Source organism: Rhodoferax sp. (genome assembly GCF_028715765.1).
GTDB lineage: Bacteria > Pseudomonadota > Gammaproteobacteria > Burkholderiales > Burkholderiaceae_C > Rhodoferax.
Genome location: NZ_JAQURE010000037.1, coordinates 25911 through 33132, shown reverse-complemented (window position 1 = coordinate 33132; position 7222 = coordinate 25911). Strand labels below are relative to the sequence as shown.

General features: G+C 53.1%; 8 protein-coding genes. 5 read left to right on the top strand and 3 right to left on the bottom strand.

Going from position 1 to position 7222, the window contains the following annotated elements:
* Window positions 1-169: 169 nt before the first annotated feature.
* From PHT20_RS12535 to PHT20_RS12525, 3 genes are read right to left on the bottom strand one after another with little or no spacing between them, the layout of a single operon-like run.
* Window positions 170-481: a hypothetical protein gene (locus tag PHT20_RS12535; protein WP_301020777.1), complete on the bottom strand. Its 312-nt coding sequence runs from the start codon at window positions 479-481 to the stop codon at window positions 170-172.
* Window positions 478-909 carry a DNA polymerase III subunit chi gene (locus tag PHT20_RS12530; protein ID WP_301020776.1) on the bottom strand — a complete coding sequence of 144 codons (432 nt, stop codon included), beginning with the start codon at window positions 907-909 and terminating at the stop codon, window positions 478-480. The genes PHT20_RS12535 and PHT20_RS12530 overlap by 4 nt, the downstream gene beginning before the upstream one ends.
* Window positions 906-2360 (bottom strand): leucyl aminopeptidase, encoded by a 1455-nt coding sequence (locus tag PHT20_RS12525; protein ID WP_301020775.1) that lies wholly within the window; start codon window positions 2358-2360, stop codon window positions 906-908. The genes PHT20_RS12530 and PHT20_RS12525 overlap by 4 nt, the downstream gene beginning before the upstream one ends.
* A gap of 23 nt (window positions 2361-2383) precedes the next feature.
* On the opposite strand from PHT20_RS12525, the gene lptF reads away from it, so the two are divergent.
* Genes lptF through PHT20_RS12500 form a run of 5 tightly spaced genes read left to right on the top strand, consistent with a single transcriptional unit; the run spans window position 2384 to window position 7209 of the window.
* Window positions 2384-3496 carry an LPS export ABC transporter permease LptF gene (lptF, locus tag PHT20_RS12520; protein WP_301020774.1) on the top strand — a complete coding sequence of 371 codons (1113 nt, stop codon included), beginning with the start codon at window positions 2384-2386 and terminating at the stop codon, window positions 3494-3496.
* Window positions 3493-4599, top strand: coding sequence for an LPS export ABC transporter permease LptG (gene lptG, locus PHT20_RS12515; protein ID WP_301020773.1), 1107 nt, complete (start codon window positions 3493-3495; stop codon window positions 4597-4599). The genes lptF and lptG overlap by 4 nt, the downstream gene beginning before the upstream one ends.
* Window positions 4600-4646: 47 nt before the next feature.
* Window positions 4647-5009 (top strand): CbiX/SirB N-terminal domain-containing protein, encoded by a 363-nt coding sequence (locus tag PHT20_RS12510; RefSeq protein ID WP_301020772.1) that lies wholly within the window; start codon window positions 4647-4649, stop codon window positions 5007-5009.
* Window positions 5010-5061: 52 nt separating this feature from the next.
* A complete protein-coding gene (locus tag PHT20_RS12505) occupies window positions 5062-6015 on the top strand; it encodes a CysB family HTH-type transcriptional regulator (RefSeq protein WP_301020771.1) in 954 nt (317 codons plus the stop codon).
* 42 nt (window positions 6016-6057) lie between these two features.
* Window positions 6058-7209: a pyridoxal phosphate-dependent aminotransferase gene (locus PHT20_RS12500; protein WP_301020770.1), complete on the top strand. Its 1152-nt coding sequence runs from the start codon at window positions 6058-6060 to the stop codon at window positions 7207-7209.
* Window positions 7210-7222: the final 13 nt, after the last annotated feature.

The following is a 7222-nucleotide window of genomic DNA, read 5'->3' as shown; positions in this document are numbered from 1 at the left end:
TGTAGGCGTGCCAAGTTAGTTATCGGGATGCTCGCTCCCAAAGAATTTTCTCGGCATCGACCCCGTCACCTCCACCCTAGAGTTTCTTTCATCATCCGGGGCGTCGGCTTGGATTCATGACAGTTAGGGTAGACACTGAGACGATTGACTTATGTCGTATGAAAAGCGCTTATTTTTGAAATTTATCCGAATCTTGTTTTTTGAGCTCTGTACAAACTGCTTGCTGCACAAGTCGTGAAAGCTCTTCATGCCATTGCTGACCAAGCTCTGTGCACTGATGCGCCAGCACACGCTGCATGGCCTGCGTCGTGTCTTGAATGTGGCGTTCAACCATGGGTTCAAGGTTTTGCATGACCTGCGCCACGATGGCAGCCTCATTCGGCGGTGCAGCTGCCACATGAAGTTTCAAACTGGCGGGATCAACCACCTCGGTCAAGGTTGGAATAAATCGCGGCAGCTGTCGGGGCATGTCGGTGCTCATGATTTGGCTTTCTGCAGATCGTATTGCGTCAAAGGGCACCCCGCTTGCGCGTAAAACCGCCATTTGGCACGTGCCAAACGCCGCTCATCATCATCATGACTGACGACCTCAATCACACGCTCAAACACATCAAACCCAGTGGGCACGTTTGGGCCCAAATTAAGCAACACGGTGCAATCAACATGGGGGCGGCAGTCTTCAACCAACACCACGGAAGAAACAGCCAAAGCAGTTGCACTGGCATCCTGTAGGCAATGCGTGACAAAGTCAGTGGGTGATACGGCCCAAAGCGCAACATCTACAGCGACCAAATCCGCCGTAGATCCCGTGACCACTATTCTTGAACCACTCGCGACTGCTTTGCGCAGCAAACGGCACACATAGTTCAATCGGTCGGAAACGTTGAAATGAAACGCTACGGCAGTCAAGTTGCAGACCCGGGCATGGATGCATCAAGCAACCAATCAAGCAGCAAGCTGACCGGTCGGCCTGTGGCACCTTTGGTGGCTCCACTTTTCCAAGCGGTGCCTGCCACATCCAGGTGCGCCCAAGGGTATTGAGCGGTAAAGCGCTGCAAAAATTTGGCGGCAGTGATGGCACCACCAGCGCGCCCAGCCACATTGGCCACATCGGCAAAACTGGTTTTCAAGCCTTCTGCATAGGCATCGTCCAACGGCATAGGCCAACACAGGTCTTGCGAAGATTCGCCAGCAGCCACAAGCGCCTTAGACAAAGGGTCATGAGCTGAAAAAACGCCGCTGCGCACGCCACCTAACGCAATCACACAAGCGCCCGTCAAAGTGGCAATATCCACCACCGCTTGCGGTTTGAAACGCTCTGCATAAGTGAGCGCGTCACACAGTACCAATCGGCCTTCAGCATCTGTATTAAGCACCTCAATGGTTTGCCCGCTCATGCTGGTAACCACATCTCCAGGTTTGACAGAGCGGCTACTGGGGAGGTTTTCACAAGAAGCGATCAAACCCACAACATTGATTTCGGGCTGAAGTTCTGCCAACGCGCGAAACACCCCCAACACGCTGGCCGCACCACACATGTCGTATTTCATTTCATCCATTTCGGCCGCGGGTTTGATGGAAATGCCACCACTGTCAAATGTGATGCCTTTGCCCACCAGCACGCAGGGAGCCACTGCTTTGCCCGCCCCCTGGTAGCGCAACTCAATGAAACGCAGAGGCTCGTCAGAGCCTTGTGCCACCGCCTGAAAGGCTCCCATGCCCAATTGCGCCACTTCTTTGGGACCCAGGATGTTCACTTTGATACGGTCAAACTTGGCCAATGCCTTGGCCACACCAGCCAAATGGGTGGGGGTGGCGTAATTGGCTGGGCGGTTGCCCCACTCTTTAGCCAACTCTACGCCATGCACTGCTGCTACTGCACGTTTGAACAGGGTAGAAACGGCCAGATCATCCGGCACAGCCACAACCACTTGGGCCAGCGTTCGACCAGGTTCATCGCTTTTGGTGGTGGTGTAGGTGTAGGTCTGTTCGGCCAAACCGGCAATGGCAGCACGCAACCCCGGTGCGCTGGGTTGCTGCAAAAAATGAAGGCTGAGCTGCTTGGGTCTGCTGGCTTTGACGCACGCCCAAGCCGCACCAATGCCTTGGCGCACATCATTGGCTGCCCCGGCGGCTGCAAACACCAGCACCAGATGCGTAGCCGCAAAACCAACGGGTCTGTAAATGTGCAAGACCTGCCCCGCTTTGGCAGACAAATCGCCCGACTTCAATGCCTTGGCTACCAGCACTGACAGCGCGTCTTTTGCGGGCTGAAAATCGTGAGGAACAAACACCAAAGAAACATCAGTTTTTTCAGTGGATACGCTCGATGGGTTAAAAGAGTGGAGTTCAAAGTTCATAATTACCGGTTTCCTTTCAAGCAATGTTATTCCATTCCTCTTTACGCAAAGAGCTTTCGCGCAGTTTTGGGGCCACGCTGGTTGTGCTCATTACCGTGGTGATGACCATGACCTTGATTCGCACCTTGGGTCTGGCTTCTCGCGGCAGCTTCAACCCCTCAGATGTGACGCTTGTCATGGGTTATACCGTGCTTGCATACACTCCCACGCTGCTGAGCATGAGCCTGTTCATTGCCATCATTGCGACCTTGTCTCGCATGTACCGAGACAGCGAAATGGTGATTTGGTTTTGCAGTGGCAAGGGGCTGGCAGCGCTGCTTGGCCCATTGTTCAGATTCTCTTGGCCCATCTTTGCTGTCATTGCCGCGTTGGCGCTGCTGGTGTTGCCTTGGACCAACCTGCGCATCAATGATCTGCAAAACCAGTACGAGCAGCGCGGAGACTTGGAGCGCATTGAACCCGGGCAATTTCAGGAGTCCGCCAATGGCGCCAGGGTATTTTTTATTGAAAAAAATCAACCGGGTCAAACCAACGGCACCAATGTGTTTATTGCGACCACCGAGTTTGGCAAGGAAACTATCACCACAGCGCATAGTGGCCGAATTGAGCGCACGCCTCAAGGCCAATACCTGATGCTCGATGGTGGGCAACGGCTGGAAACAGCGGTGGGCACGACCGATTTAAAAATCAGCCAATTTGTCACTTACGGCACTCACCTTGCCGCCAACCCGTTGGTGGAGTCGAGCTCATTGTTTGTCAACACACACACCACGCTGGACTTGTTTCAAATGGCGACTCCCGCTGCATGGGGCGAACTTTCCTGGCGTTTTGGTTTGATTTTGGCGGCGTTTAATTTCGTCATCATTGGCGTTGCACTCTCCAGCGTCAATCCACGAGTGGGTAAAAGCCTGAATTTGATCTTTGCCTTGTTCGCCTTTGTGGTCTATTTCAATTTATTGAACCTTGGACAAAGTTGGATTTTTGCGGGCAAAGCCAACTTTGCGTCTTTCATGGTGGCGCTTCACGGCAGCGTTTTTGCATTGGCTTCGTTTTGGTTGGCCAAAGGCCATAACAACTGGCATTGGCGAAATTTTTTCTCTGTACGCTCTCAAATGCAACCCGAGGTAAAAGCATGAAAACCATGCGCCGGCTCATTTATGGCGAAGTGATTCGTTCCGTGGGCTTTGTCACGTGTGGTTTTCTCGCTCTGTTTTTCTTCTTCGACTTTGTGGCTGAAGTTCAGTCAGTAGGTCGGCACTACGCGCAAGGCTACCGCCTGGTCCACGCCCTGGCTTACGTGACGTTGATGGTACCTAGCCATTTGTACGAGCTGATGCCGATTGCCGTGTTGATTGGCACTATTTTTGTCATGGCCAGGTTGGCACAGAGTTCTGAATACACCATTTTGCGCACCAGTGGCCTTGACCCCTGGCGAGCTTTGAAAACCTTGCTCACACTCGGATTGGCTTTTGTCGCATTGACCTTCTCATTGGGGGACTACCTTTCTCCCGTCGCAGACCGCACAGCGCAACTGCTGAAAGTGCGTTACACCGGGCGCATCACGGTTGGGCAGACCGGTGCCTGGCTGAAAGAAAAACAAACTTATGGGCAATTTGCAGTGAATGTGGGCGAGCTCACCGCCGATGGCAACCTCAAAGGCATCAGGATTTTTGAATTTGACAACCGCGGCCTGTTACGCGCCATGACACTGGCTGAGAGTGCTGCGATAGCAGAAACCGAAGCCTGGGAGTTACAGCGCGCTCAACGCACTGAATTTCCAGATCAAGACCAACCCACTGCAGAAGTCACCCGCAGCAAGCTAGACACGCTGCACTGGCCTAACCGCATCAGTGCTGACATGGTCTCAGCCGCACTGCTGAAGCCGGAGCGGATGAGCACCTATGACTTGTTTCAATACATTCAACACCTGCAAAACAATGCTCAATCTGCCCAGCGCTACGAAATTGAATTTTGGAAAAAAGTTTTTTACCCATTGAGCTGTTTGGTGATGGTGGTGTTGGCACTGCCATTTGCCTACCTGCACTTTCGCTCTGGCAGCATCACCACCTATGTGTTTGGCGGGGTCATGGCTGGCATCAGCTTTTTTTTGATGAACAACGTCTTTGGTTACATGGGCAACTTGCAAAACTGGCAACCTTGGCTGACAGCGGCCTTGCCAGGCATGATTTACACATTGATTTCTCTTACCGCGTTTGGCTGGCTGGTGCTTAGGCGCTAGATTTTGTCCAAACAGACTCAATTCACCCAATGATTGAAAGGCAACAGATGCACGCAACCATACTTTTTGGCCATGGCTCCCGAGACCCGCTTTGGCGCCAACCCATCGACACCATTGCCCAACGCATGCGTGAGTTAAATCCTGATGGCCATGTGCGTTGCGCTTTTTTGGAGTTGACCACACCAGACTTACCCAGCGTAGCGGCTGAGTTGACGGGCATAGGTGTCCAGCGCCTCACCATCGTGCCTATGTTTTTGGGCGTGGGTCGACATGCGCGCGAGGATTTACCGGTTTTGGTGAAAGACTTGCAGGCCACCTACCCTGCCCTTCAGATTGAATTGCGCCCCTCGGTGGGCGAAGACCCAAGGGTGATTCAAATGCTGGCACAACTCTCTTTGGACGCAGTGTGAAGCTGTGCCTAAACCCCTGCGGCTTGCTGCCAATTGAACCCGGCTGACAGGCATGAACCTTCACCAATTCAAATTCATTCAAGAAGCCGTTCGCCGCGAGCTGAATTTGACTGAGGCAGCCAAAGCGCTTCACACCTCGCAACCCGGCGTGTCCAAAGCCATCATTGAGTTGGAAGAAGAGCTGGGCATTGAGATTTTTGCTCGTCACGGCAAGCGCCTCAAACGCATCACTGAGCCTGGCCAGCACATCATTCAAAGCATTGCGGTGATCATGCGTGAGGTCAATAACCTCAAGCGCATTGGCGAACAATACAGCGCGCAAGACAGTGGCACACTGTCGATTGCCACCACCCACACCCAAGCGCGCTATGTGCTGCCAGAGCCTGTGGCCAAGTTGCGCAGCGCTTACCCCAAAGTCAATATCAGCCTGCACCAGGGCTCACCTGACCAAGTGGCACGCATGCTGATTGATGAAGTGGCCGAAATTGGTATTGCCACTGAATCCATTTCAGGCTTTGAGGAACTGGTGACCTTGCCCTGCTATGAGTGGCAGCATGTGCTGGTGCTACCAGCTCATCACATGCTATGTAAAAAAGAGCACCTCACGCTTGAAGATATTGGTCTAGAGCCTATTATTACTTATCACCCTTCGTACACAGGTCGAACCAAAATTGACCAGGCTTTTGCCACCCGTAATCTCAACCCACGCATTGCACTGGAAGCCATTGACTCGGATGTGATCAAAACCTATGTGAAACTGGGCTTAGGTATTGGCATTGCGGCCGAGATGTCGGTGCGAGATGTTGTGGGCAATGAAGCGCAAACGGGTTTGGTGGTGCGCCCAGCGGGTCACCTGTTTGGTCAAAACGTGGCGCGCGTTGCCTTCAAGCGTGGTGCTTACCTGCGCAATTTTGTCTACAAATTTGCGGAGCTTGTCAGCAGTCGGCTTGAGCGACACTTGGTCGAGCGCGCCTTGAGCGGGCACGTCAACGACTATGAGCTGTGACCCAAGCTGAAAAACCTTTGCCCTTCATCAACGCCCCAAACCATGAGCACACCCCAACTTATCAGCAAACTCCCACAGGTGGGCACCACCATTTTCACAGTCATGTCGGCATTGGCACTTGAGCACCATGCCGTCAATTTAGGGCAAGGTTTTCCAGACTTTGACTGTGACCCAGCACTCATCGCAGCGGTCACTCAAGCCATGCAAAATGGCCACAACCAATACCCACCAATGGCTGGGGTAGCCCTGTTACGCGAAGCCGTTGCAACAAAAATAAGAGCGCTTTACGCTTATGAATACTGCCACAACAGCGAAATAACCATCACAGCAGGTGCAACCCAAGCCATTCTGACAACCATTTTGGCGGTAGTGCACCCCGGGGACGAAGTGATTGTGTTGGAGCCATGCTACGACAGCTACGTACCCAATATTGAACTCGCTGGCGGTATGGCTGTGCGTGTGCCTTTGACACCAGGCACATTCCGGCCAGACTTCAAGTTGATCGGTTCTGCCATCAGCCCTAAAACCCGTGCCATCATCGTCAACTCACCACACAATCCCAGTGCCACCGTGTGGACAGATGCTGAAATGTTGCAGCTGCAAGCCCTGCTCCGCCCTACTGACATCTTGCTCATCAGCGATGAAGTCTACGAACACATGGTGTTTGATGGCAAGTCCCACCTCAGCGCCAGCCGCTACCCCGGGCTGGCCGAACGGGCCTTCATCGTTTCAAGTTTTGGAAAAACCTTCCATGTGACAGGCTGGAAAGTGGGTTACGTGGCAGCACCGCATGCGCTCACACAAGAGTTCCGCAAAGTCCACCAGTTCAACGTGTTCACCGTCAACACCCCCATGCAACACGCCCTGGCGCACTACCTCAGCAACCCAAGCCCTTACCTGACGCTGCCCGATTTTTACCAACAAAAGCGCGACATGTTTCGTGCCGGTCTGGCGAGCTCTCGGCTGAGGCTGCTTCCATGTGAGGGCAGTTATTTTCAGAGCGTGGATATTTCGCAGGTCAGCGCATTGAGCGAAGCAGAATTCTGCACATGGCTCACCCGCGAGGTTGGTGTAGCAGCCATCCCAACCTCAGCCTTTTACGGCAATGGCTTTGACCAACACATCGTGCGCTTTTGTTTTGCCAAAAAGTCACACACGCTGGAACGCGCCATCGAGAAGCTCCAACACTTGTGAGTGCTTCACCACA